At 72.6% G+C, this 22,118-nt stretch carries 17 protein-coding genes and 1 pseudogene; 12 read left to right on the forward strand and 6 right to left on the reverse strand.

Annotated features, from left to right (window positions below; translation table 11 throughout):
• Positions 1–219 precede the first annotated feature (219 nt).
• Positions 220–621, forward strand: a complete 402-nt coding sequence (locus BMY97_RS10675) for a hypothetical protein (protein WP_143086175.1) — start codon at positions 220–222, stop codon at positions 619–621.
• 856 nt (positions 622–1,477) lie between these two features.
• On the opposite strand, the gene BMY97_RS10680 is transcribed toward BMY97_RS10675, so the two are convergent.
• Entirely contained in the window at positions 1,478–5,566 is a 4,089-nt protein-coding gene (locus BMY97_RS10680) for a CshA/CshB family fibrillar adhesin-related protein (protein ID WP_091616106.1), read from the reverse strand.
• Between the two features lie 102 nt (positions 5,567–5,668).
• Positions 5,669–6,562 (reverse strand): endonuclease/exonuclease/phosphatase family protein, encoded by an 894-nt coding sequence (locus BMY97_RS10685; protein ID WP_091616108.1) that lies wholly within the window; start codon positions 6,560–6,562, stop codon positions 5,669–5,671.
• A gap of 65 nt (positions 6,563–6,627) precedes the next feature.
• On the opposite strand from BMY97_RS10685, the gene BMY97_RS10690 reads away from it, so the two are divergent.
• The 3 genes from BMY97_RS10690 to BMY97_RS10700 are packed head-to-tail and all read left to right on the forward strand — an operon-like array spanning position 6,628 to position 10,612.
• Positions 6,628–7,335 (forward strand): response regulator transcription factor, encoded by a 708-nt coding sequence (locus BMY97_RS10690; protein ID WP_091616111.1) that lies wholly within the window; start codon positions 6,628–6,630, stop codon positions 7,333–7,335.
• Positions 7,332–8,642 (forward strand): sensor histidine kinase, encoded by a 1,311-nt coding sequence (locus BMY97_RS10695; RefSeq protein ID WP_245787250.1) that lies wholly within the window; start codon positions 7,332–7,334, stop codon positions 8,640–8,642. The genes BMY97_RS10690 and BMY97_RS10695 overlap by 4 nt, the downstream gene beginning before the upstream one ends.
• A gap of 41 nt (positions 8,643–8,683) precedes the next feature.
• Positions 8,684–10,612 carry a glycoside hydrolase gene (locus tag BMY97_RS10700; RefSeq protein WP_091616113.1) on the forward strand — a complete coding sequence of 643 codons (1,929 nt, stop codon included), beginning with the start codon at positions 8,684–8,686 and terminating at the stop codon, positions 10,610–10,612.
• On the opposite strand, the gene BMY97_RS10705 is transcribed toward BMY97_RS10700, so the two are convergent.
• Entirely contained in the window at positions 10,613–11,149 is a 537-nt protein-coding gene (locus BMY97_RS10705; RefSeq protein ID WP_245787251.1) for a MarR family winged helix-turn-helix transcriptional regulator, read from the reverse strand. It lies immediately after the preceding gene.
• A gap of 40 nt (positions 11,150–11,189) precedes the next feature.
• Between BMY97_RS10705 and BMY97_RS10710 the strand changes: the two genes are divergently transcribed.
• Entirely contained in the window at positions 11,190–12,095 is a 906-nt protein-coding gene (locus BMY97_RS10710) for a DMT family transporter (protein ID WP_177231266.1), read from the forward strand.
• A gap of 518 nt (positions 12,096–12,613) precedes the next feature.
• Here BMY97_RS10710 and BMY97_RS10715 read toward each other — a convergent pair.
• Complete coding sequence (locus BMY97_RS10715; protein ID WP_342744018.1) at positions 12,614–13,282, reverse strand: MmyB family transcriptional regulator; 669 nt, start codon at positions 13,280–13,282, stop codon at positions 12,614–12,616.
• Between BMY97_RS10715 and BMY97_RS48295 the strand changes: the two are divergent.
• A pseudogene (locus BMY97_RS48295) lies at positions 13,281–13,568 on the forward strand (SDR family NAD(P)-dependent oxidoreductase); the annotation flags it as partial. The gene BMY97_RS10715 and the pseudogene BMY97_RS48295 sit on opposite strands and share 2 nt — an antisense overlap.
• Positions 13,569–13,633: 65 nt before the next feature.
• Positions 13,634–13,825, forward strand: coding sequence for a hypothetical protein (locus BMY97_RS48300; RefSeq protein WP_245787261.1), 192 nt, complete (start codon positions 13,634–13,636; stop codon positions 13,823–13,825).
• Positions 13,826–13,827: 2 nt separating this feature from the next.
• On the opposite strand, the gene BMY97_RS10725 is transcribed toward BMY97_RS48300, so the two are convergent.
• Together BMY97_RS10725 and BMY97_RS10730 are read right to left on the reverse strand one after the other, a co-directional pair.
• The gene (locus tag BMY97_RS10725) at positions 13,828–14,307 is read right to left on the reverse strand and encodes a DUF2087 domain-containing protein (RefSeq protein WP_091616341.1); all 480 of its coding nucleotides are present in this window, start codon (positions 14,305–14,307) and stop codon (positions 13,828–13,830) included.
• A 161-nt stretch (positions 14,308–14,468) separates the two neighbouring features.
• Positions 14,469–15,491, reverse strand: a complete 1,023-nt coding sequence (locus BMY97_RS10730; protein ID WP_091616120.1) for an LLM class flavin-dependent oxidoreductase — start codon at positions 15,489–15,491, stop codon at positions 14,469–14,471.
• 299 nt (positions 15,492–15,790) lie between these two features.
• On the opposite strand from BMY97_RS10730, the gene BMY97_RS10735 reads away from it, so the two are divergent.
• The 5 genes from BMY97_RS10735 to BMY97_RS10755 all read left to right on the forward strand — a co-directional run.
• Positions 15,791–18,100, forward strand: coding sequence for a glycosyl hydrolase family 95 catalytic domain-containing protein (locus BMY97_RS10735; RefSeq protein WP_091616344.1), 2,310 nt, complete (start codon positions 15,791–15,793; stop codon positions 18,098–18,100).
• A gap of 329 nt (positions 18,101–18,429) precedes the next feature.
• Positions 18,430–19,179: a MerR family transcriptional regulator gene (locus tag BMY97_RS10740; protein ID WP_091616123.1), complete on the forward strand. Its 750-nt coding sequence runs from the start codon at positions 18,430–18,432 to the stop codon at positions 19,177–19,179.
• Positions 19,176–19,646 (forward strand): hypothetical protein, encoded by a 471-nt coding sequence (locus BMY97_RS10745; protein ID WP_245787252.1) that lies wholly within the window; start codon positions 19,176–19,178, stop codon positions 19,644–19,646. Before BMY97_RS10740 ends, BMY97_RS10745 begins: the two co-directional genes overlap by 4 nt.
• Positions 19,647–19,657: 11 nt before the next feature.
• Positions 19,658–21,793, forward strand: a complete 2,136-nt coding sequence (locus tag BMY97_RS10750; protein ID WP_245787253.1) for a WXG100 family type VII secretion target — start codon at positions 19,658–19,660, stop codon at positions 21,791–21,793.
• Between the two features lie 7 nt (positions 21,794–21,800).
• On the forward strand, positions 21,801–22,118 hold a 318-nt coding region (locus tag BMY97_RS10755), incomplete at its 3' end, for a type VII secretion target (RefSeq protein ID WP_091616126.1).

Raw genomic sequence — 22,118 nt, forward strand, 5'->3', positions numbered from 1 at the left:
GAGTAGTCGACGAGGTCACTCGAACCGCTGGGCGACTCCGGAACACCGCTCGGCGCGACACTCCCAGTAGGACGTGAGGTGACCGTGAGTCTTCGCCAGGATGAGATCACCGGAGGCGGGGGAGGGAGAACGCCCGGGAAATGGGGCGGGGCCCCTTGCGCGAACAGGGGGCCCCGCGGTGTCCGATAACCAGCCCGTGAAGACAAGGAACAGGACCTGGTGACTGTACAGCTGGAGAGACCCCGCGAACCAGGGATCCGCGCGCCCCAACGGGTCGATGTCGCGGAATGCTTCGACGCCGAGGACCCGCGCCCCCGCGTCGCGACCCCGGAAGAGATGATCGCCGCGGCGGCGAAGGTACTGGCCGGCCGCGGCCACGGCCGCCACCGCAAGCCCGACACCCGTGACGGCCTCCTGTACCGGGCGGCCGGCCGCCTGTCACGTTGGGCCGCCGCGCTCCGCGTGGCCCTCCTGCTCGCCGCCGGCGCCTGCGCGATGGCCACGGTGGTGACGACGACCGCCCCGCGGATCGCCGCCTCCCTCGGCACGTTCGTCGCCTTCGCGAGCGTGGTCGGCGTGTGCGCGGCCTGGCCCCGCCGCACCCGCGCGCCCCGGCGGTAATGGCTGGGCTTCCGGGTATCGCCGGGTCGGTTTTCGCGCGGGCCTGCAACCGCGGAGGCCCGGCCGGAAAGCCGACCCTGTTTCGCGAGGGCCTGCAACCGCGGAGGCCCGGCCGGAACGCTGGCCCTGGCGCGAACTGGGTCGCTTCCAGCCGGGCCCCGGGTCCGCCCACTGCGGCTGGTCCCTGCGGCTGGGCCGCTACCGCGCGCGCTGCTGCAGAGCCGTTGCTTCAGGCGCCGCCGCCGCTGAGCCGTTACCCCGCGGTCGTTGTGGTTTGGCTGCCACCGCAGGTGCACCACGGCGGAGTCATCGCCTTAGTCGCCGTTGCAGCTGAGCCGCTGCCGTGCCGCGCTGTGGCTGTGCCGCTGTGGTTGAGCTGCCACCGGAGGCGTACCACGGCGGAGTCGTCGCTTCAGTCGCCGTTGCAGCTGAGCCGTGCCGTGCCGCGCTGTGGCTGTGCCGCTGTGGTTGAGCTGCCACCGGAGGCGTACCACGGTGGAGCCGTTGCCTCAGGCGCGGTTGCGGCGGGGTCGCTGCGGTGCGGCCGCGGTGACTGAGCTGCCACCGCGGGCGCACCACTGCGGAGCGTCGTCTCAGGCGCCGCTGCCGCCGCGCCGGTACCACGCCGCCGCTGTGCTGAGCTGCCACCGGAGCGTACCGCCGCGGAGCCGTCGCCTTAGGCGTCGTTGCCGCTGGGGGCCGCTGTGGCTGGGTCGCTGCGGCGCTGCCGTTGCGGCTGAGCTGCCACCGCGGGGCACCACGGCGAAGTCGTCGCCTCGAGCGTCGTTGCGGCTGAGGCGCTACCCCGCGGTCGCTGTGGCTGAGCCGTCACCGCGGCCGCACCACAGCGGAGCCGTCACCTCAGGCGCCGTCGGCCGGTGAGGTAGAGCGCGAGGCCCGCTAGCAGCAGGAGGCCTGCCAGGGAGAGGGGCCAGGCCACGTCCACGCCGGTGTTCGGGAGCCGGTGCGGTGGCTCGCCTGGGGCCGGCGCCGGGCCGGGGCCAGGCGGGACCGGGGCGGCCGGCACGACGGGGACACTGACGCTCGCTTCGCCGCCTGGGACCGGGTTGCCGTCGGGGGCGGTGCCGGTGGTGGTGGCGACGTTGCGGACCCGGCCCGCCGTCACGTCCGCCGCGGTGATGGTGTGCGGCGCCACCGTGCAGACCATCGCCTGGCCCGGCGCGAGCGAGGTGCCCGGGCAGGTCACCGGGCCCGCGGACGGGTCGTCGACCTTGATCTCGCGGACGGTGGCCTCACCGGTGTTCGTGACGGTGATCGTCCAGGTGATCCGGTCCCCGGCGCCGATGCGCCCGTCGCCGTTCAGGTCGAGCGGGTGGGCCGACTTCATGATCGCGAGCGCGCCCGTCGCGGTGGCGCGCACCGTCGCGCTCGCGGGCTTCGAGTCGACCGGGGCGCCTTCCGGCGGGGTGCCGGACGCCACCGCGGTGTTGTCGATCGACCCGGCGTCCACATCGGACTGTGTGACGCGGTACGTCGCGGTGCAGGTGACGCGCTGCCCGGGCGCCAGCGAGGCCGACGGGCAGACCGGCGCCGGGGCTGGGCCGCTGCCGGTGAAGTGGGTCTCGCGGACTGTCACCGAAGTGAGCGTGACGTTGCCGGTGTTGGTGACCACAAAGGAATACGCGACGTCCTGGCCGGCGGCGGAGACGGTCTCCGGCGCGGCCTTCTTGGTCAGCGCCAGCGCGGCGTCCGGCGGGGTCGGCACGACCACTGTGGACGGATCCGAGGTCGGCGGCTCCCCGTCGGGCGGGGTTCCGGTGGCGACGGCCGTGTTCGTCACGCGTCCTGAGTCCACATCGGACTGGCTGAGCACGTAGGTGGCCGTGCAGACCGCCTGCTCGCCGGGCGCCAGGCCGGCCACCGTGGCGCCGCCGCCCGGGCAGGACAGCGGCGAGAGCTGCCCGGTGCCGGAGAACGCCGTCTCCCGCACGGTCACGCCGGTGAGCGTCTGGTTGCCCGTGTTGGTCACCACGAACGAATAGGTGACGGTCTGTCCCGCGTGGAAGTGCCCCTCGTCGGCCGGATCCGCCGACTTCACCAGCGACAGCCCCGGCTTGGCCGGCACGGTCACCTTCGCCTGCGACGGGCCGGAGGTGACCGGGTCGCCCTGCGGCGGGGTGCCGGTCGCCTCAGCCGTGTTGGTCACCGAGCCGGCGTCCGCGTCGGCCTGGGTCAGGGTGTACGTGGCGGTGCAGGTGACGGACTGGCCGGGCGCCAGCGTGCGCGAAGGGCACCCGATGGCCGACATCGTCCCGGTGCCGGTGAACGCGGTTTCCCGCACGGCCACCGAAGTCAGCGTGCGGTTGCCGGTGTTGGTCACGACGAACCGGTAGGCGACGGCGTGCCCGGCACCGTCCACTGTGGCCGGTTCGACCGACTTGGCCAGCGTCAGCGCGGCCCCGCCGCCCGCCGTGACCACCGCGGTCGCGGGCGGGGTCGTCGCCGGCGGCAGGTCCCCGGGCGGGGTGCCGGCCGCGGTCGCGCTGTTGGTGATCCGGCCGGCGTCGACATCGGCCTGGGTCACGGTGTAGTCCGCGGTGCAGGTGACGGTCTGGCCGGGCTCCAGCGTCGGCACCACTGCGCCGCCCGCCGGGCAGGAGATCGCGGAAAGCGTCCCGCTGCCGCTGAAGTCCCCTTCGGTGACGGTCACGTCGGTCAGCGTCACGTTGCCGGCGTTCGTCACTGTGAACGAGTAGCGGACCGGCTGACCCGCGCCGTCCACTGTGGTCGGATCGGCCGATTTGGCCAGCGTGAGCGCGGCGGAACGGGTGGCGGTCACCTTCGCCGAGGAAGGCGCCGAAGTGGTCGGCTCGGTCGCGCGCGGCGCCGTGCCGTGCGCGACGGCGGTGTTCTCGATCGAACCCGCGTCGATGTCCGCCTGCGTGACCGGGTAGATCGCCAGGCAGGTCTGGGACGCGCCCGGCGCGAGCACCGCGTTCGGGCAGTTGACCCCGGGGGCGGGGCCGGAGCCGGTGAACCGGGTCTCGTTCACCCCGACCCCCTTCAGCGTCACGTCACCGGTGTTGGTCACGGCGAACCGGTAGGTCACGGACTGGCCGGCGCGCTCGACGGTGGTCGGATCCGCCGTCTTCGCCAGCGTGATCGCCGGGTGCGCGGGCGTCGGGATCGACACACTGGACGGATTCGAGGTGGTCGGGCCGGCCGAGCCGGGCTGCTTGCCGTGCGCCGTGGCGGTGTTGTCGAGCCGGCCCGAATCCACGTCTTCCTGCGTCAGCACGTACGTCGCCGTGCAGGTGGTGGCGGCGCCGGGCGCGAGCGTGGTGACCGGGCAGACCGTCGGGGTCATGGCGCCGCTGCCGGAGAACGCGGTCTCGTCGACCCCGATCCCGTCCAGCGGCACGTTGCCGGTGTTGGTGACCAGGAACGAGTAGGTGATCTGCTGCCCGGCCGTGTAGGCGTCCGGGTTGTCGGGGGAGGCGGACTTCTTCAGCGTCAGCGCCGGCTTCGGCGTCTCGGTGGGAGTGCGGGTGGACGACGGGTTCGAGGTCACCCTGGTGCTCACGCCCGGTGGCAGCCCCGACGCGGTGGCGGTGTTGACCACGGCGCCGTTCGCCTGGTCCGCCGGGGTGATCACGTCGGGCCGCCGGGCGGTGCAGGTCTGCGATTCACCCGGGGCGAGCGACGGCCGGGGGCAGGTGACCGCGCCGGCCTTGGGGTCGGTCACGGTGATGTCGGTCAGCGTCAGCGCGCCGGTGTTGGTGACGGTGAAGGTGTACCCGATCGTGTCACCCGCGTCGGTGATCCCGTTGCCGTTCACGTCCGACGGCGCGGCGGCGTGCTTCACCAGCCGCAGCGTCGCCGCCTTGGCGGTGTTGGTGACCGTGCACGAGACGAAGTCGCCGATGCCGACGTGCACCTGGGCCGAGCCGCCGGCGTCGCCGGTGGGCAGATTGCCGTCCGCGGCGCCGTTGCGGGTGCAGGACCAGGATCTGTCGTAATTGGACTCCAGCCCCGAGGTGGCCCCCTCTTTCATGGTGTACGTGCCGCCGCGGGCGCCGGCCAGCACGGTGACCTCGCCGGTGGTCGCCGACGCGCCGCCGCGGGTGTTCGCCGACCCGAGCACGGTCCCGCTCGACGACTCGGCCGAGACGGCGAACGAGTCGCCGGCGAAGCCGTTCACGACCTTTTTGGACAGCTGGAGGCTCGAGACCAGCACCCCGAAGCCGACCGCCTGCCGTCCGCCGCCCACCATGCGCTGGGTGAACGAGGCCGGGTCCTCCGCGGAGAGGATCGCGGTGCCCGTCTTGTTGGCGTTCGCGCGCCCGACACAGCGGACCGTCGTGGTGCCGATGCCGGTGTAGCCGCCGCCGCACGCGTTGCCGATGCCCGGCCCGGAGCTGTCCGCGGTCAGCGACTCGATCGGGGAAGACGAGGTCCACTCGATCGATTCGCCCGGGTCGGTCGATTCGGCGTCCGCGCCCACCAGGCCGTAACCCTTGACCACGGCGCCGGTCGAGTCGGTGGCGACGATGTCGGTGAGCGCCGCGACGGTGGTCGTGCTGCTGGCGGTCTGGTATAGCGCCGGCTTGCCCGGCACCCCGGTGTAGTGCCCGGAGTTGCCCAGGTAGGCGGCCGAATACGTGGGCAGCGAGTTCGGCGCGACCGGGCCGCCGGACACCTTGAGGGTGACCGCGAGGCGGTAACCGCCGGGCAGCGCGAACGTCAGCCGCTGGCCGGCCGCCGACGTGGCCTCGGACGCGCTGTAGCCGGACATGTCGAACCAGCAGAGCGTCCGCGCGTAGGTGCCGGTGCCCGCGGCGGCGAACCCGCAGCTCTGCGTCCCGGCCGCCGCCGCGGGGGACACCGAGCCGGGCGCGGCCACGCCGAGCGCGAGCAGCACGATGGCCAGCAGCCCGAGCATGACCCGCCGGGGCTTTCCGGCACCGGACCTCACACCACTCATCGACCGCGGACCTCCCGACTCGGCTGGCACTCCACGATCATCGTGCGTGAGGGTGGCCGTTCCGGCATCCGAAGAGGTGATCAATCAGTCCATAGTGGCCGGTCACGGGCGGAAGTCCGCGCGTACGGCGCGATGGTCGCTGCCGTTCGCCGGGAGCACCGCGTCGCCGGTCGCCGCGAGCCCGCGGGCCAGCACGTGATCGGGGCGGGTGAGCGGGAAGCCGGCGGGCCACGTGAACCCGAACCCGGTCCTGACCTCGGGGACCGCGGCGGCCAGCGCGCCGAACCGGCGGTCGGTCGACGCGGTGTTGAGGTCGCCGAGCACCAGGACCCGCGGCGAACGGTCGGCCTGCAGCAGCCCGGTCAGCCCGGCCAGCGCCCGGTCCCGTCCCGCGGTCTCGCCGAGCCGGATGGAGGCGAGGTGCGCGACGTAGACCGTCACCGGCCCGGACGGCAGCCGGACCTGCGCCCGCAACGCCCGCGCCCAGCCCTGCGCCAGGTCCAGCCGTTCCACGGCGGTGACGGGGTACCGGCTCCACAGCCCGACGGTGCCGGCGACCGCCTGGTACGGATGCCCGGGGCGGAGCGCCGCGTCGATCGCGGGGCCGGTACGCCCGGTCTGTTCCTGGATCGCGACGAGGTCGGCGTCCGTGGCGGCCAGCGCCTTGGCCGCCGTCCCGGCCTCGGTGTTGCCCGCGCCGATGTTCTGCGTCACCACCCGGAGCCCGCTCGATCCGTTGGCTGAGGCGGGCAACATCGGCGGCACGAACAGCGCGGCCCAAGCGAGCACGGGCACCAGCAAGGCGATCTGCGCGGGCCGTGAACGCCGGGCGAAGGCCAGCCCGCCGAGCGGCAGCACCGCGAGGCCGAGCCAGGGCAGGAAACTGTCCACGAGGGTGCCCGCGCCCGCGACGTCGGGCACCAGGCGGTGGCCAAGGAGCAGCGCCGCGAGGGCGACCGCGGGCAGCCCGGTGCGCAGGCGTCGCCGGAAGTCCATGCGACCACAGTGGACTCCGTTGATGAGAGGTTTCTGAAACCGCCTCGGCTACCCTGGACCGGGTCATGGACGAACACCCCGCCGCCCCGCTGGTCCTCGTCGCCGACGACGAGCCCGCGGTCCGGGCAGCCGTCGCCGACGCCCTCGAAGTGCACTCCTACCGCGTGCTCACGGCCGGGGACGGGCCCGCGGCCCTGCGCGCGGTGGCCGAGCACGAGCCGGACCTGGTCGTGCTCGACGTGCTGATGCCCGGGCTGGACGGCCTCGGCGTGTGCCGGGCGTTGCGGGCCGCGGGCCGCCGGGTGCCGATCCTGATGCTGACCGCGCGGGCCGAGGCCGAAGACCGGGTCAGCGGCCTGGACGCGGGCGCCGACGATTACGTCGTGAAGCCGTACCACCTGGGGGAGCTGCTGGCCCGGGTGCGCGCCCTGCTGCGGCGCAGCGGTGCCGAACCCGGGGCCGAGCCGGTCGAGGCACCGCCGCGGGTCGCGGACCTGGTGCTGGACCCGGCGTCGCGGCAAGGGCAGCGCGGCGAGCGGACCATCCAGTTCACCGAGACCGAGTTCGCGTTGCTCGAGCTGCTGCTGCGCAACCGAGGGCAGGTGCTGACCCGCGAGGTGATCACCGAACGCGTGTGGGGCTACGACTTCGGCCCGGCCAGCAACCCGGTGGAGGTCTACATCCGTTACCTGCGGCGGAAACTCGAGGCCGAGGGCGAGCCGCGGCTGGTGCACACCGTGCGCGGCGTGGGTTATCAGCTGAGGGAACCGTGAATCTGCGTACCCGGCTGGCTGTGCTGGCCGCGCTGTCGGTCGCGGTCGCGGTGGCCGCGATGGCGTTCGCCGCCTACTTCTTCTTCGACCGTGAGCTCGGCCGCCAGCTCGACGTCAGCCTGACCCGCGAGGCGAACCGGGTCCAGCTGCAGCTCAAACAGGGGGATTGGTACCGGCCCGACGGCCTCAGCTGCGAGTGGCTGGCGGCGCCGGCCTGCGCGCAGCTCGTCACGCCCGAGCCGGCCGGGCCCACGCTGTTCCCGGTCACGCCCGAGGCCCGCCAGGTCGCCGCGGGCACCCGCGCGGAATTCACCGGGGACGTCCTTTCCGACGGCCTGGCCCTGCGGGTGAAAACCGTGCCGGTGCGCCCCGGCGAGGCCCTGCAGGTGGCCGTGCGCTCGGACCAGGTGACGCAGAGCCTCGACCGGATCCGGCGGGTGCTGCTGCTGGCCGGCGCGGGCGGGGTGGTGCTGGCCTGCGCGTTCGGCTACCTGGTGGCGCGGGCCGGGTTGCGCCCGCTGGCCCGGATCACCGCCGCCAGCCGGCACATCGCGCGCACGCGCGACCCGGCCCACCGGATCCCCGTGCGCGGCCGGGACGAGCTGGCCGAGCTGACCCGGCACTTCAACACCATGCTCGCCGCGCTGGAGGAATCCCTCGCGGCCCAGCGGCAGCTCGTCGCCGACGCTTCGCACGAGCTGCGGACCCCGTTGACCGCCCTGCGTTCGGACATCGACCTGCTGGCCCTCGACGGCCGGCTCGGCGAGGACCGGCGAAGGGTGGTGCTGCGCCGGATCGGCGACCAGTTCGAGGAGCTGACCCAGCTGGTCAACGACCTGATCGAGCTGGCCCGCGGCGACGAACCGCCGTCCGAGGCCGAGGAAGTCGACCTCGCGCAGGTCGTGGGGGAGCGGGTCGAGCTGGCCCGGCGGCACTGGCCGGGGATCACCTTCACCGCGCGGCTGGCGCCGGTCCTCGTCACCGGCAGCGCGGAACGCCTCGCCCGCGCGGTGGCGAACCTGCTGGACAACGCGGCGAAGTTCGCCCCGGCGGGCAGCACGGTGACCGTCGGCCTCGCCGACGGCCGGCTGAGCGTGCGCGACGAAGGCCCCGGGATCGCGGAGGCGGACCGGCCACGGGTGTTCGACCGGTTCTACCGTTCGGCCACGGCTCGCGACGTGCCCGGCTCCGGGCTCGGGCTGGCGATCGTCGCCCAGGTCGTGCGGGCGCACGGCGGCCGCGTCGAGATCGGGTCGCCGCCGGGCGGGGGAGCCGAGTTCACCGTGGGGTTCCCGCCGCCGGGCTGATCTCATCTGCCGCTCATCTCCGCCGTCCACGGTGGACGCCCATGAGCGAACGAACGAAAACGGCCGTCGCGCTGGCGGTGGTGGCGGGCTTGACCTTGACGACCGCGGCCCAGGCGGACGCCGGGGCGCGCCTCGGCCACGGTGCGCTGGCGATCCCGGTCCAGGGCGGCGTCGCGCTGCTGGACCCCGCCACCCTGCGGGTCGACGCGCGGACCGCCGCCGGAACGGTGGTGCTCTCCGAAGGGGCCCGGGAACCGCTGGGGGCGCCGGGTTCCATGTCCGTCCACAATGGAACATACAGCTGGTCCTACCCGGGCCGGGGGCTCACCGCTTCGGCCTCGGCGCGTGACGGCCGCCTGGTCGTCGACCTGCGCGCGAGCGCGGACGGTGACCTGAGCTGGCCCGTCACCGGCACGGACCGGGCCGCGAGCGCCGTGCAGTTCCCCCGTGGGGAAGGGCTTTCCGTGCCGCTCGCCGACCCGTGGTGGAACGGTCAGCTCGGCGGCACCGACCCGGTGCGCCTGCAGGACCTCAGCATGCCGTTCTGGGGTTACACACTCGGCTCCGTCGGCGCCGGGTACGTGGTGCCGACCGACCTCGGCACCAGCCTGCGCTTCGTCTCGACCGCGGGCCGCCTGCACACGGTCACCTATCACCACTTCGCCGCCGCCGGCGCCGCGGTCGGCTACACCGTGGCGTTCAGCATCACGGACGGTGCCCCGGTCGCGCCGGCGCTGGACTACCGGCGGTGGCTGGCCAGCCACGGTCAGCTCGGCAGCCTGGAGCAGAAGATTCGCGCCAATCCGGCGGTCGGCAAGCTGATCGGCGCGTTCCACGCCTATCTCTGGGGTGACGGCCGCAGCGCCGGCGCCGTGCGGCAGATGCAGCAGCTCGGCCTCGGCCGGATGTGGCTGGGCTACGACTCCGACGACAGCCCGATGCCCGCCGACGCCGTGCGCGCCGCCAAGGACGCGGGTTACCTGGTAGGCCCGTACGACAGCTGGGACAACGCGCAGGACCCGGCGACCGCCGACACCCCGGCCGCGCGCTGGCCGTCGCCGGTCTGGCCGCAAGCCTGTGTCGAGAATGCCCAGGGGCAGCCGGAAACCGGGTTCGGCGGACGTGGTTGTTACGTCAGCTCCCAGGCCCTCGCCGACGCCGAGCCCGCGCACCACTACCTCGCCGGCCGCGTCGCCGCGACGGCCGCGAACGGGGCGGACAGCTACTTCCTCGACGTCGACGCCACCGGCGAGCTGTTCCGCGACCACAGCGCCGCCCACCCGATGACCGAGGCGCAGGACCGGGCGAACCGCCTGTCCCGCATGGCAAAGCTGAGCGGGCGGTTCGTGCTGGGCTCGGAAAGCGCCGGGGCGTGGGCGAACCAGGTGCTGGCCTTCAGCCACGGCTCCAGCACTCCGGCCGCGGACGGGCTGTGGGCCGCGGAACGGGACAAGGGCACCTGGGGGACCTACTGGCCGTCCACGCGGCCCGGCTTCTTCTTCAAGCCGGCCACGATCTCCGCGGACCTCGCCAAGGCGATGTTCGACCCGCGCTACCGCGTTCCCCTGTACGAGACCGTGCTGCACGATTCGGTGATCAGCCTCGACCGCTGGGAGCTGCCCCTGGACAAGCTGCCCGCGCAGCGCGTCACCCGGATCCTGCTGGCGATGCTCTACAACACCCCGCTCAATCTCGCGCTGGACCGGCAGGCGCTGACCGAGGAGGGTCCGGAACTGGCTTCACTGCAACGTTTCTTCGCCGATCTCCAAGCGGGAGCGGGCACGAAGGCGATGACCGGGTTCCGCACGCTGTCCGGTGACGGCCGCGTCCAGCAGACCACCTTCGGCGACCACGCACTGGTCGTCACGGCGAACTTCGGCAGCACCGCGTTTCAGGGGCTGCCCGGCGGTTGCGTTTCGGCCGGGCAGCCCGGCCGGCCCGTGCGGCGGCTGTGTCCGAAGGCCGCCTGATCAGCCGTGGTGACCCGGCTTCCGCGGCGGGGCCTGGGGCGCTTCGAGCTGGGCCAGCCAGGTGGTGAGCACCTGTTCCAGCTGCCCGGCGTCGGCCGGGGCGAGGTCGTCGACGAGGCGGCGCTCGTTGTGCATGTGGGCGGTGAAGGCGGTGTCGATCAGCTCGCGGCCGGCCGGGGTCAGCGCGACCACCCGGCCGCGCCCGTCGGCGGTGCTGGGGCGGCGGGTGACCAGGCCGGCGCGTTCGAGCCGGTCGATCCGCTTGGTCATGGCGCCCGTGGTGACCATGGTGAACGCGGCCAGCTCGCCGGGCGCGCGTTCGAACGGGTCCCCGGCGCGGCGGAGCGCGGCCAGCACGTCGAATTCGCCCTCGCTGAGCCCATAACGGCTGTACACGACACAGAGCTGGGCGGTCAGGAGTGAGGCGACGCGGTGCAGCCGGCCGATCACCCCCTGCGGGCTGACGTCGAGGTCGGGGCGTTCGCGCGCCCATTCGGCCTGGATGCGGGCGACGTGGTCCAGCAGCGGTTCGGTCACCCGTCCCATGATAGCTTCCCAGGAAGGTATAGTAGCTTCCATGGAAGCTACCTTGCGGTGGAGCCTGGCTACCGCCGTCGCGCCGATCGCCTGGGGCGCCAACTACTTCGTCACCCATGAACTCCTGCCGTCCGGCTTCCCGCTGTACGGCGCGATCCTTCGAGCGCTGCCGGCCGGCCTGCTCCTGCTCGCGGTTTGCCGGCGGCGGCCGCGCGGGTCGTGGTGGTGGAAGTCGCTGGTGCTGGGCGCGTTGAACACCAGCGCGTTCTTCACGCTGGTCTACGTCTCGGCGCAGGCCCTCCCGACCAGCCTGGCGTCGATGATCATGGCCACCTCGCCGGTGGTGCTGATGCTGCTGGCCTGGCTGCTGATCGCCGAGCGGCCGACCGTGCCGGCGCTGACCGGGGCCGTGATCGGCATCGCCGGGGCCTGCCTGATGCTGCTGACCGCGGCGGTGCGGGTCGACGCGCTCGGCGTCGCCGCGTCGGTGGGCGCGATGACGCTGTCCTCGGTCGGGTACATCCTGGCGAAACGGTGGTCGGGCGAGGTGGACGTGATCGCCTCGACCTCCTGGCAGCTCATCGCGGGCAGCCTCCTGCTGATCCCGCCGGCGGTGGTCGTGGAGGGCGCGCCGCCGGCGCTGACCGGCGACATGCTGCTCGGGTTCGGCTACGTCACCGTGGTGGCCACCGCGCTGGCGTTCGCCGCCTGGTTCAGCGGGCTGAAGCACCTGCCCGCCGCGTCCGTCGGCCTGATCGGGCTGCTCAATCCGGTCACCGGGGTGCTGCTGGGCACCCTGCTGGCCGGTGACACGCTGACCGGTCAGCAGGTCGGCGGCATCGCATTGGTGCTGGCCGGGCTGCTACTCGGCCAGCCGATCGTCAGCCGGTTTCGGCGCCGCGCCGTGGGTTCCCGGTCTGCTGTCCTGAGTGGACGGTCTGAGTGAGCGCGTTCTCCGGCGCTGCCCGCGCGGCTGATCGGGCTTGTGACTGGTCTGGGCCAGTGGGGGACCGCCCTGGATCGCGGCCATGTGGCGTCCGCGATGCCGACTGACATGTTAGATGTCAGTCGGAGTTGGGCGTAACGGCCCGGCCCGAGGGTGACCCGGGTGTGGTGTCGCGGCAGCGGATCCCGCGAGCGGCCGCGCTGGACCCGATCACCGGGCGAGCCGATCGGCTGCCGCCAACCCGACGGCCGAACACGGGCTTGCCGTTGGGCCTCGACGGCTGGGCGGTGTGCGTTCAGCTGCTCAGCGTCTGGGTGCCCTCGGCGCCCTCGGTGCCGGGTTCCGCGGTGTAGACCATGATCCGCAGGTCGCTGGCCGCCACGGCGAGACGTCGCAGTCGAGCTTCGCCGGGCCGACCTCGGGGTGGAGGATGGTCTTGAGCCCGGATTCCTGCTCGGCGGCCGCGCCGGACTGTCACAGCTCGGCGAACCGTTCGCTGGTGGCGCGCAGCTCGGCGATCATCCGCCGCAGCTGTGGGTCGGCCGGGTCGCGCGCAGGTCGGCCACCATGCCGGCGTGGAACCGGGCCAGCGACTCCGGGGTGTGCCGGGCCCGCGAGCCCGGCCCGGCGAAGTGCCGCCACACGGTGTTGCGCTCGAACCCCCGCCACCCCGACGGGTCGCCCATCAGCGCCGCGTACGGCGGGTTGGCCGGCAGCAGCGTCCAGGAAGCGTCGAAGACGGCGACCGGCGTCCCGGTCAGCCGGTCCAGCAGCCGGTGGACGCTGGGGTTGATGAACTTCGGCACCGTCTCCGGCCCCGGCGGGTTCAGCCCGGCCGGCCGGAACAGGTGGGCGCGCTCGATCGCGGACAGCCGCAGCGCGCGGGCCGGCGCCTCGACCACCTGTGCCGAGGGGCTGGTCGCCCGGCCCTGCTCCAGCCGGGTCACGTAGTCGCCGGAGATCCCGCCCAGCTGGGCCAGCTCCTCCCGGCGCAGCCCGCTCGCGCGCCGGTGCCCGGCCGCCTCGGGGGTGACCCGGTCGCGCCAGCGTCGCACCGCCCGCCCGAACTCCGCCGTCGCCAGAGCGGCCAGTCTGCCCGGCCGGCCGCGGTGCTGCCTGGTACCGGCAGTCCCGGGAAGACCGGACGACTGGTAGTCCGCCGGGCCCGGGCGGACCGTGGCAGCCATGACGACAACACTGATCACCGTTGCCAACAAGGGCATCGGCTACGAAACGGCCTGCGCGCTCGCCGCACTGGGCCGCACTGTCTACATCGGAGCGCGCAGCGTCGAGCGCGGGTGGAAGGTCGGCTCCGAGCTGGGGGTGCGGTCCGTGCCGCACGACGCCTCCGTCGAGGCCGCGATGAAGGCGATCGAGGCGGCCGAAGGACACCTGGACGTGCTGGTCAGCAACGCCGGCATCGGGCTGATGGCCCTCAACGGACCCGAAGCGCTGAAGATGTTCGGCACCAACGCCGTCGGCGTCATCCGCGTCACCCAGGCCGCGCTGCCGTGCTGCGGAAATCGCGGAACCCGGTGGTGGCCAACGTCCACTACGCGAAGGCGGTGCCGGAGGTCAAGTTCAACGCGGTCGAGCCCGGCTGCACCAACACCGAAATCGGCACCGGCAACGGCGGCGGCCGCCCGGCCGGGGTGAGCGCGAAGGTCGTCGGCCCGGACGGCCCGACCGGCACCTTCCAGGAGGAAGAGGCCGACCAGCTGCCCTGGTAGGGCTAGGCGCGCCAGTACGCGCTGCCGTCGTCGCTGCGCCGGAGCAGGCCTTCGTCCACGAGGTGACGGCGAAGCGCGGCATGGTCGTCGTGGATCGGGGCGAGCTTGTCCCGGACGTTTCGCTCGGTGTAACGCCGCCCCGGTGTGAATTCGCCGGCCAGGCGCGCGAACACGGCCTGACGGAGCCGTCCCGGCCGCGGGATCGCGACGAGCCGGCCGCGGCTGAACAAGCCCTCGACCGGATCGGCCGGCGGCTTGGCCAGCGCGTCCCGGAAGGCTTCCGGGACGGCGCGGTAACGGTCCTCCGCAAGGGAAACGAGCCCGGCCGACACCAGGCGACGCGCGAGTTTCGCCGTGCGCGCGTCGCCTGCGGCCGCAAGTCCGTCGGGTGCCGCGCAGATGCGGCCGAACAACCGCAGCCGCGCGGGATCGGCCAGTGCGGAGACCAGCGCTTCCGGTGAGGCCGCTTCCGAAGAGGACATGGGCGGGACGGTACCGGCGCCGATGCGGTGCGCGCACCGCGTTTTCACGGCGCCGGCCGCGCTGTCCAAAATCCCGCTCGGCTCCGGCGCCAGGGGGCGCCGAGCCGGTCCGGGCCTTGCCCAGTGGACCATCCGCGCTTCTTCGACCGGCCCCGCCGGGCTCAGCGCCAGCCCAGCTCCGGCGCCACGTGGGTGAGGATGCTCTCCAGCACGTGGGCGTTGTAGTCCACGCCGAGCTGGTTCGGGACGGTCAGCAGCAGGGTGTCCGCGGCCTGGATGGCCTCGTCCTCTTTGAGCTGCCGCACCAGTTCGTCCGGCTCGGCGGCGTACGAGCGGCCGAAGATGGCGCGGGTCGTCTCGTCGATCATGCCGATCTGGTCTTGGGAGTTGCGGTCGCGGCCGAAGTACGCGCGGTCGGTGTCGTTGGTCAGCGCGAAGATGCTGCGGCTGACGGAAACCCGCGGCTCGCGCTCGTGGCCGGCCTCTCGCCAGGCCTCGCGGTAGGCCTCGATCTGCTTGCGCTGCTGGACGTGCAGCGGCTCGCCGGACTCGTCGGTCTTCAGCGTGGAGCTTTGCAGGTTCATGCCCAGCTTCGCGGCCCAGACGCCGGTGCTGTTCGAGCTGGAGCCCCACCAGATGCGCTCGCGCAGCCCCGCCGAGTGCGGCTCGACCCGCAGCAGCCCGGGCGGGTTGGCGAACATCGGCCGCGGGTTCGGCTGCGCGAAGCCCTCGCCCTCGATCACCTCGAGGAACTCCTCGGTGTGCCGGCGGGCCATGTCGGCCTCGGTCTCGCCGTCGCGGGGGAGGAAACCGAAGTACCGCCAGCCGTCGATGACCTGCTCGGGGGAGCCGCGGCTGACGCCGAGCTGCAGCCGCCCATCGGAGATCAGGTCGGCGGCGCCCGCGTCCTCGGCCATGTACAACGGGTTCTCGTAACGCATGTCGATCACGCCCGTGCCGATCTCGATCCTCGACGTGCGGGCGCCGATCGCCGACAGCAGCGGGAACGGGCTGGCCGCCTGGCGCGCGAAGTGGTGCACGCGGAAGTACGCGCCGTCCGCGCCCAGCTCCTCGGCCGCCACCGCCAGGTCGATGGACTGGTGCAGGAAGTCGGCGGCGGACCGCGTCTCGGAGTGCGGGCTCGCCGACCAGTGGCCGAACGACAGGAATCCAATCTTCTTCACGCACACCTCAGCGTCCGGCGAGCGCGTTTGATTCCCCGGACTCGCCGCAGCATAGATCAGATGTATCAACGCCGGAAGCAGGGACCGATTCAGAAGCAACCCGAAACGACCGGAGAACTTTCCGCCCTTGTGAGGAAATACATCCGATGAGTACGCTCGCGCCGCTCACGACTGGCGCTGGTGCCTCACGCCGGGCAGCACCGTGGTGTGCCGGTCACGATCACGGCTTGGGCCCGCTGCGGCGGCCCGGAACGGAGCTGGACGTGAACGAGATCAACCGGCGTGCGGTGCTGGGGATCATGGCCGGGGCCGGCGCGGCCATGGCCGTCCCGGGGACCGCGTCCGCGGTAACCCGGCCACCGGGAACCCTGCCCGGCGGCGAAGCGGGCTGGCTGGGGAGCGCGGGCGACCTCGGCGACCGGGGCTGGGCCGGCTTCCTGGCCGGCGCCGACCTGCGCTGGCGGCGGCTGCCGCAGGCCTGGGACGAAGGGCCGTTCCTCGGCAACGGCTTCCTCGGCACCGGGGTCTACGCCGAGCCGGGCGCCAACGCGATCCGCTTCACCGTCCAGCACACGCAGGTGCAGGACCACCGGCCGGAGTTCGGCTCGCTGTTCGGGCTGGCCCGGCTGCCGATCGGGTACTTCACGCTGGAGCCGGCCGGCACGATCACCGGCGTCGACTGGCGGCTGGACCTGTGGAACGCCGAGCTGACCGGCACGATCGTCACCACCGCGGGCAGTCTCGCCCTGCGCGCCGTGGTGCCCAGCGAACGGTCCGTGCTCGCGGTCGAGGTGCGGCCGACCGAAGGGGAGCGGAAGTTCCGCTGGGTCTTCCACCCGGCCGAGGCGGTCAGCCCGCGGACCGCGCCGCAGTTCCACAAGCCGCCGCCGGCCGGGTACACCGCGAACCCGCCGGCGAGCCTCGAAACCAGCGGCCCGGACCGGCTGGCCGTGCAGCCGCTGCTGGCCGGCGGCGAGCACGTCACCGCCTGGCGCGAAGTCACCGCGGGCACGAGGCGGACGCTGTACACCGCCGTGGCCTGGTCCCACCCGCGCCGGACCGCGGCGCCCGAAGCCCTGCGCACGGTCCGCGCGGCCGCCCGCCCGCTGGACTGGCTCGTCGCGGACCACCGGAGCTGGTGGCACCGCTACTACCGCCAGAGCTTCCTGTCCATTCCGGACACCCGGCTGCAGTCGTTCTACTGGATCCAGCTGTACAAGGTCGCCTCCGCCACCCGGAAGGACGCCCCGGTGATGGCGACCACCGGGCCGTGGCTCGAGCCGACCCCGTGGCCCGCGGTCTGGTGGAACCTCAACGTGCAGCTGGAATACTGGCTCATCCACGGCTCCAACCACCTCGAGCTGGACGCGGTCACGCCCACGCTGGGCCGGTACCGGCAGCGGCTGCGCGATCAGCTCGCCGAGGCCCACCGGGCGGACTCGTACGGCATCCCGCGCACCACGGACATGACCCTGCTCAACGGCACCAGCGACGGCAACAGCGGGTACGCCGTGGGAATCCCGGGCCAGGAGACGCCGACGCCCGAGGTCGGCAATCTCGCGTTCGCGTTGAACAACGTGTGGCTCAGCTACCGGCACACGATGGACGAGGCGATCCTGCGCGACGTGCTGTTTCCCTTGCTGCGCGGCGCGATCAACTACTACCTGCAGTTCCTCGCCCCCGGGCCGGACGGCCGGCTGCACCTGCCGAAGACGTTTTCGCCCGAGTACGGCGAGCTGGCCCCCGACTGCAACTACGACCTCGCGCTGATCCGGTGGGGCTGCACGACCCTGCTGGACTCCGCCCGGCTGCTGCGGATCGACGACCCGCTCGCGCCGAAGTGGCGCACCGTGCTCGCCTCGCTCGCGCCGTACCCGGTGGACGAGAACGGCTACATGATCGGCGCGGGCGTGCCGTTCGCCAAATCGCACCGGCACTACTCGCACCTGCTGCAGGTCTACCCGCTCTACCAGGTGAACTGGGAGCAGCCGGAGCACCGCGCGCTGATCGAGAAGTCGCTGGCGCACTGGATCGGGTTCGAGGGCGCGCTGGAGGGGTACAGCTTCACCGGCGCCGCGTCGATCTCCGCGCAGATGCTTCGCGGCAACGACTCCGCGGACTACCTCGGGCAGCTGCTGGCGCGCTTCGTCCGGCCGAACACGATGTACAAGGAGTCCGGCCCGGTCATCGAGACGCCGTTGTCCGCGGCGCAGTCGATGCACGACATGCTCTGCCAGAGCTGGGGCGGGGTGGTGCGGCTCTTTCCCGCGGTGCCCTCGTCGTGGCCGGACATCGCGATGCGTGATTTCCGGGCCCAGGGCGCGTTCCTGATCAGCGCTTCGCGCCAGGGCGGGCGCACCCGGTGGCTCCGGGTGCGCAGTGAGGCCGGCGCGCCGTGCGTGCTGCGGCCGGGCATCGACGGCGAGCTGACCGTCCGCGACGCGCGGGGCCGGGAACGGGACTGGCGCCGCCAGGCGAACGGGGACGTCGAGGTGCGGCTGGGCCGGGGCGAGGAGGCGTTCGTGTACTGGAAAGGGGACCGGCCGGACTTCGAACTCGGCCCGGTCGACTCGGCGGGTCCCGCCGAGCCTTGGGGCTTGCCGGTGTAGAGGGGAGGTTGCCCGCTGGTCACTGTCGGTGGACATGGGGGCAGGTAAAGCGGTCAGAAAGGGTGAAGATCGGGCCGGTTCTTCCCCATGCCGCGCCGGCAGCGTGTCCACTGGTGTCAGACGGCGCGCCGGCGCCGGGCCGGGAAGGGGAAGCCGGATGCGAACAGGCGGCCGAGCCCACCCGACCAGGTCCGGTAAACGGCAGTAATGTGGACGGGCGGCGGCACGGGTATTACGGGCAGCAAAGCTTGACCGTGCCGCTCCGGCATGGGTTTGAATGGGCCTGGGCGGCACGCCGGGGCCGCGGTACGAAGTGCTGGAGGGGAGCCATGGCGTGGAGCACTCGCGAGGTCGCCGACCTCGCCGGTGCCAGCGTGCGCGCGGTGCGGCATTACCACGAGATCGGCTTGCTCAAGGAGCCGGAGCGCGGCGCCAACGGCTACAAGCACTACGGCACGTCCCACCTGCTCCGCGTGCTGCGGATCAAGCGGCTGACCACGCTCGGGTTCTCCCTGCCCCAGATCGCCGCCATGGGCGAGGCCGACGAGCACTTCGTAGCGGCGCTGCGCTCACTCGACCAGGAGCTGGCCGCCACCGTCGAGCGGTTGCGGCGCACCCGCGTCGAGCTGGAGCTGATCCTGAGCCAGGGCGCGCCGACGGAGCTGACCACCGCGCGTGACCTGGCCTCGGCGGCGGCCTGGGCGGACCTCTCCGACGCCGGCCGCGCCTTTTTCGTGGTCCTCGGCCGGGTGCTGGGCCCCAAGGGCCGGCGGGCCTACGAGAAGATCCTCAGCCGGTGGCACGACGACCCGGCGATGGCGGAGCTCGACCACCTGCCCGCCGACGCCGGCGAGGACGCCCGGCGCCGGCTGGCCGAGCGGCTGGCGCCGGCCATCGGCGCCCTGACCGCCGGCTGCCCGGAACTGAAGGACGCGACGGCGGACGCGCCTCGCGGCCCGCAGTTCGCCGCCGACATGATGGACGCGGCGATCAAAGATCTTTTCAACCCGGCCCAGATCGATGTCATGGCCCGGGCGGGCGATCTCCTCGGAACACCGGGAGGGCCCGGGCAGTCATGAGTGACGAGAAGGAAGAGAAAGCGATGGCGGACCAGACCGAGTACGACGCGCTCAAGACGACCGCGAAACGGCTCGACGCGGCGCAGCCGCTGCAGCCGATGCTGTCCGGCAGGAAGATGATGGACATGGCCCGCACCGGCAGCTTCGCGGTCGACGACACGACCGGTGACAAGATGATCGCCGCGCTCGAGGCCGTCGTGGACACGCTGCAGCAGCGCTGGAGCGCGCTGCAGAAGGTTGGGGAGACGCCCGCGATGTCGTCCACCGCCACCGGCCAGTGGGTGGCCCAGCACATGAGCGCCACGGCGAACGACGCGCAGGGCCTGCTCACGCAGCTGCAGGCGGCGCGGGACGAGTTCCCGACCTACATCGAGGCGATCAAGCTGGCCAAGAAGAACTACGCCGATCGCGAGTCCGGCACCAAGACCACGCTGACCCACCTTCGCCCCGCCGGCGACGAGAGCTGAAGGACCCTCCCGTGTCTTCTGCCACTGACAAAGCGAACAAGGCGGCGGCGGTCTCCGACCCGAAGTCGCCGGGCTACGACCCGAAGTCGCCGGACTACGACGCGAAGATGGACTCTTCGTCGAAGCTGTACGAGATGACGGCCGACCCGTCGTCGAAGTACTACGTGGGCCCGATCTCCAACACCGAGATCTCCGGCGACGGCCTGCGCAACGTGTCGACCCTGGAGGCCGACCTGATGGGCACCTGGGTCGGCCCGGCCCTGAACCCGGACGCGAAGAACAAGCTGATCCAGGCGATCTACGAGCAGAACCTCAAGAACAGCAGCAAGGACTTGAGCGCCGGGCTGACGATGCGTGACCCGGGCACCCCGCCGGTGACCGACTGGGGCAACGCCACCCACGAGCAGATGCAGCAGGCGATCACGGAGCAGGCCGACCCGGCCACCGTGGCCTCGTCCTCGGAAGAATGGGTGAACGTCGGCAACACCCTGACCGGGCACCAGAAGGAGCTCGCCAGCGCCATCAACGCCAGTGCCTCCGACTGGCAGGGCGGCGGCGGCGACGCGGCGCGCGAGCACCTCGCGAACGTCGGCCAGTGGCTCGGCACCACGGCGCAGGGCTCGGCCCTGTCCGGGCGGCAGCAGGAGATCCACTCGCAGGCGCTCAACGAGACGCAGATCGCGATGAAGGCCAACCCGCCGGTCCAGTTCGACGTGGCGCAGTCCATGGCGCAGCTGCAGCAGGTCAAGGACCCGGTGGTGTACGGCGCGACGGCCGGGCTGATCGTCAACAAGTTCCGTGAGCAGCAGGCCGCGCGTGAGCAGGCCGCGCAGACCATGACGCAGTACGACAAGACCATCGCCGGCGCCGTCGCCACGCCGCATTTCCCGGCCCCGCCGAAGCTGGCCAGTGCCGGCGGCAGCGCGAGCCCCGGCTCGTTCTCGCCGAAGCTGCAGGGCAGCCCGCGCCTCGGCCCGGACGGCAAGCCGGTGGGCCCGAACGGCGGGCCGCTCGGTCCGGACGGCAAGCCGGTGCTGGGCCCCAACGGCATTCCCGTGGGTCCGAACGGCCAGCCGATGGGCCCGGACGGCAAGCCGCTGCTGGGCCCGAACGGCCAGCCCCTCGGTCCGAACGGCCAGCCCCTCGGCCCGGACGGCAAGCCGCTGGGCCCGAACGGCCAGCCGCTCGGCCCGAACGGTCTGCCACTGGGGCCCAACGGCCAGCCGCTGGGTCCGAACGGCCAGCCGGTCGGCCCGAACGGCCAGCCCCTCGGGCCCAACGGGCTCCCGCTGGGCCCGAACGGCCAGCCGGTCGGTCCCGACGGCAAGCCGCTGGGACCGGGTGGCATGCCCTCGCTCAACCTGCCCAACCCGGGCGACAGCACGCACGTCCAGGGGTACAACCCGCCGAAGATCCCCGACCTCAACCTCCCGCCGGGTGGTCCCGGGCCGGGAATGCCGGGCGGCAACATCCCCGGCGGCGGCAACCCGCCGTCCTTCACCCCGCCGCCGCTGAACATCCCGCCGCTCGGCCTGCCCAAGGACAAGAACAAAGAGGGCACCCAGATCCAGGGGTACGAGCCGCCCAAGATCCCGGACGTCAACCTGCCGCCGGGCGGTGGCCCCAGCTACACCCCGCCGAAGATCCCGGACGTCAACCTCCCGCCCGGCGGCGGGCCCAGCTACACCCCGCCCAGCATCCCGGGCGGCATCTCGCTCGGCGGTCCGGGTGGCACGGGCGGCGGCCCGGGCGGCACGGGCAAGATCCCGCCGATCGGCCTGGGCGGCGGTGTCAACGGTGAAAGCATCAGCAGCCGCCTCGGCGGCGGCGGTGCCGGTGGCATCGGCGGGATCGGCGGCGCCAAGGGCGGCTCGCTCGGCGGCCCGGGCAACGCGACGGGTGCCGGCAGCCTGACCCCGGAGGAGCTGGCCGCCCGTGGCGGGGCCGCCGGTGCCGGGGCCAAGGGCGCGGCCGGTTCGCCCGGTATGGGCGGTATGGGCGCCGGCGGCAAGGGCGGCAAGGGTCCGGAGGACAAGGAGCACAAGATCGCCGACTTCGTCGAGTCGGACGACCCCTCGTTCTTTTCGCCGGATGAGGTTGTCGCGCCGCCGGTGATCGGTGACTGGAAGAACACGGACTGGAAGTGAGCGGTTGATGGCGGGCACTTTTCAGGTAGAGCCGGATGATCTGGTCGCGCACGCGAGTCATTTGGACGGTTTGGTGGATCGTTTGCATACGGCGGTGCAGGCGGCGGACAGTGCTATGTCGACGGATGCGTATGGGTTGTTGTGTGCGTTTTTGCCGTTGATTGTGAATCCGACGGGTGAGAAGGCGAAGGAGGCGGTGAGTTCGGCGGGTGAGGGTGTGAAGACGACGGCGGACAATGTCCGTACTGCTGCCAAGACTTACCGTGAGGGTGATGAGGCGGAGGCGGAGCCGTTCAAGAAGCAGGCTGGTGCGGAGGTCGACGCG

Origin of the sequence: Amycolatopsis saalfeldensis (assembly GCF_900110575.1) — a bacterium.
Classification (GTDB): Bacteria; Actinomycetota; Actinomycetes; order Mycobacteriales; family Pseudonocardiaceae; genus Amycolatopsis; species Amycolatopsis saalfeldensis.

Bases quoted from the DNA above. Each gene is read 5' to 3' on its own strand.
- BMY97_RS10735 (WP_091616344.1), top strand. From the start codon at position 15,791: ATGGCCGGGGCCGGCGCGGCCATGGCCGTCCCGGGGACCGCGTCCGCG.
- BMY97_RS10740 (WP_091616123.1), top strand. From the start codon at position 18,430: ATGGCGTGGAGCACTCGCGAGGTCGCCGACCTCGCCGGTGCCAGCGTG.
- BMY97_RS10680 (WP_091616106.1), bottom strand. From the start codon at position 5,566: ATGAGTGGTGTGAGGTCCGGTGCCGGAAAGCCCCGGCGGGTCATGCTC.
- BMY97_RS10725 (WP_091616341.1), bottom strand. From the start codon at position 14,307: ATGTCCTCTTCGGAAGCGGCCTCACCGGAAGCGCTGGTCTCCGCACTG.
- BMY97_RS10690 (WP_091616111.1), top strand. From the start codon at position 6,628: ATGGACGAACACCCCGCCGCCCCGCTGGTCCTCGTCGCCGACGACGAG.
- BMY97_RS10710 (WP_177231266.1), top strand. From the start codon at position 11,190: ATGGAAGCTACCTTGCGGTGGAGCCTGGCTACCGCCGTCGCGCCGATC.
- BMY97_RS10700 (WP_091616113.1), top strand. From the start codon at position 8,684: ATGAGCGAACGAACGAAAACGGCCGTCGCGCTGGCGGTGGTGGCGGGC.
- BMY97_RS10745 (WP_245787252.1), top strand. From the start codon at position 19,176: ATGAGTGACGAGAAGGAAGAGAAAGCGATGGCGGACCAGACCGAGTAC.
- BMY97_RS10685 (WP_091616108.1), bottom strand. From the start codon at position 6,562: ATGGACTTCCGGCGACGCCTGCGCACCGGGCTGCCCGCGGTCGCCCTC.
- BMY97_RS10715 (WP_342744018.1), bottom strand. From the start codon at position 13,282: ATGGCTGCCACGGTCCGCCCGGGCCCGGCGGACTACCAGTCGTCCGGT.